The organism is Rhizobacter sp. P3_B12 (genome assembly GCF_056402895.1).
In genome coordinates, this window is the sequence record NZ_JBFUGN010000763.1 from 1 (window position 1) to 3,035 (window position 3,035).

At 71.7% G+C, this 3,035-nt stretch carries 1 protein-coding gene; it reads left to right on the forward strand.

Features of this window, described 5'->3' with window-relative positions:
• A partial coding sequence (locus tag AC1D01_RS27585) for a beta strand repeat-containing protein (RefSeq protein WP_477872080.1) occupies positions 1 to 3,000 on the forward strand: 3,000 nt, incomplete at its 5' end.
• Between the last annotated feature and the right edge of the window lie 35 nt (positions 3,001 to 3,035).

Below are 3,035 nucleotides of genomic sequence, written 5' to 3' on the forward strand. Positions count from 1 at the left end.
TTCTGCAAGCGCGGCACCGAGCGCGGCGGCTCCCACCGTTCTGCAAGCGCGGCACCGAGCGCGGCGGCTCCCACCGGCTCGACCCTCATCACCGCCGACGGCGCCACCGGCGGCGGCAGTGTGTCGGTCGGCGGCTCCGACACCGGCTCGCTGGTGGTCACCAGCAACACCCTCGTCAGCGCCGATGCGACCGGCACCGGCGATGGCGGGTCGATCACGATGGAGGCCCTGCTCAACCGCATGGTGTCCGCCTCGCCGACCGGCCTGCCGCGCACCGAGTTCGGCGTGCTCGAGATGTACGGCACGCTGCATGCGCGCGGCGGCATCAACGGCGGCAACGGCGGCGGCATCCAGACCTCGGGCCTCGCGATGGCACTCAGCCTGACCGACAGCACCTCGGGCGCCCTGATCAGCCAGGGCACGGTCGACTCGGGCCCCCGCGCGGCGGGCGGCCAGACCGGTACCTGGGTGCTGAACGCATCCGACGTGACGATCTCGACCAACGGCGCCACCACCACCGACGGCACGTTCACCCCGACCGCTCCGGGCGCCAACATCCGCGCGGACACCCTCTCGGCTGCACTCGACGTCGGCACCAGCATGGAGATCTTGACCGACTCCGGCAACATCGGCACCACGACCGGCAACATCACGCTGGCCGACAACGCCGCCATCGTGCGCAGCGCCGGTACCGTAGCGACCATCCTGACGCTGCGGGCACGCGACAGCGTCGTGCTCGGCACCGGCAGTTCGATCACCGTGAAGGGCGCCGGCCCGATGGACATCAACCTGCTGAGCGACGCCCTCGGCAATGGCAGCGGCAACATCAGCATCAATGGGGCCGCCCTGTCCACCGGCGGCGGCAGCCTGCTGGTGAGCGGCGGCGCGCTGCCGGGCAGCGGCTTCGCGCGCGGCAACGGCCAGATCGCCGGCGTCGCGCTGAACAGCAGCAGCATCGACACGCGCGGCACGACCGGCACCGCCGGCAACGTCGTGATCCGCGGTGCCGGCGGCACGGGCACCTTCGAATCGGGCGTCGCGATCTTCGGCACCGACATCACCGCGAACGACATCAGCGTGCTCGGCACGGCCGGCGCGGGCTCGGGCCTGCAGATCAGCAGCGGCACGCTGACCACCGAGGCCGGCACGATCGACCTGCGCGGCATCGCGACGCGCATCAGCAATGCCGGCGGGCAGGCCGTCGGGCTGGACATCGGCACGCTGAACCTCTCGGCCGGCACCGGCTCGGTGCGGCTGGCGGGGCGCGGCGACGATGCGAATTTCGCGCTGGTCGAGACGAGTCCGGCGATCGGCTTGCGCTACAGCAACCTGTCGATCGCCGGCGCCGAGAACTCCACCGGCACGATCACGCTGGCCGGGCAGGCGGCCAACGCCAGCGGCGGCATCGGCGTGCAGTACAACGCCGGCGAGAGCAACGGCCTGCACATCGACAGCGGCCCGAGCGACGGCACGCCGGGTTCGACCGGCGCCAACGTCGTGATCGGCGGCGAGAGCGGCGGCGGCACGGCGCTCGACCTCGGCACCTCGTTCAACCCGTTCATCCGCACGACCGGGTATGTGAACTTCCGGCCGCTGGGCGTGGATGCGAACGGCGGGTTGACCGAGCAGACCGACATCGCGATCCGGATCGGCCTCGCCGACACCGGCGGCGGTGCGGGGGTGCGCGCGCCGAATGGCCCGCGCGCGCAGGCGGCGGCGCAGCCGGGCGACGAGTTCTATGTCGACGCGAGCTGGCTGCAGCCGGCGAGCGACAACGTCGGCGGCGTGACGGCCGGCAAGGGCATCGTCGTCGGTTCGGCGGGGCATGTCGGGCAGATCACTCTCGATGGCGGCGCGCTGGCGAACCACGACGCGGTGTCGCTGACGCTGCAGAACCAGGGCAACGGCTCGGCCGGCATCGTGCTGGGCGGCCAGAACTCGGTCGGCACGCTCGGGCTGATGAGCAGCGGCGCGGTGACGCAAACCGGGCCGATCAGCGTGCAGACGCTGGTGATCCAGGGCAGCGGCGGCAACAGCGTGACGCTCTCGAATGCGCAGAACCAGATCGGCACGCTGGCCTTCGATCCGCCGGGCTCGCTGTCGGTGGTGACCGCGGGCAACCTGGTGGTGGATGCGGCGAGCGCGGCATCGTTCGATGCGGCGGGCGCGGGGTTCTCGACGCTCGCGATCACCGACAGCCAGGGCGGCGCGAGTGCGCTGCTGCAGGCGGCCGGCAGCATCACGCTGAACCGTTCGATCTCGATGGACAACGAGGTCGGCCGGCTGGACATCGTGTCGCCGACGCAGGTGATCTTCGGCACCGGTGCGACGCTGTCGGCCGGCACGCGCTGGAGCGTGTGGGCGCCGTCGGTGACCGGCCTGGCGGCCGATTCGGGCGCGATCCGCTACTACGGCTGCGCGTTCGGCGACACCGGGACCTGCTCGGTGTCGGGCATCGCGCTGCCGCAGACCGGGCAGCAGGTGCTGTTGCCGACGCAGCCGACGGTCAACGTGGCCGCGACGCCGGCGAACGGGCCGGCCGGCGCGATCCCGCCGCTGACGTACACGGTGACCGGCCTGCAGGACGGCGACACCGCCGCGACGGCGCTGGCCGGCGCGCTCGCGACGACGGCGACGCCGACCAGCCCGGAAGGCAGCTACGCGATCACGCAGGGGACGCTGACCTCGCCGACCGGCTACGTGATCACGTTCCAGGGTGCGAACCTGGTGCTGGGCGCGGGGCAGTTCAACAACCTCGACATCCTGGGCATCACGCGCGAGGCGTTGCAGTCGCGCTTCCAGTCGCAGTTCGAATCGGGCGTGTACGGGCGCAACCTGGCGCAGCCCTACATCTGCACGGCGGCGTCGCTGATCCGCGGGTTGTCGGCGGACGACAAGCAATCGGATCCGCTGGCGGCCGAGTGGGGGAAGGTACGGAATCAGCCGCAGCTGTCTGGCTGCCTGGACGTCAGTGATGGAGGGTCTTGCTCGGCGTTCTGATTGGCTGCTGCTGCGCGTCGCGCGGGGGGTGAGGG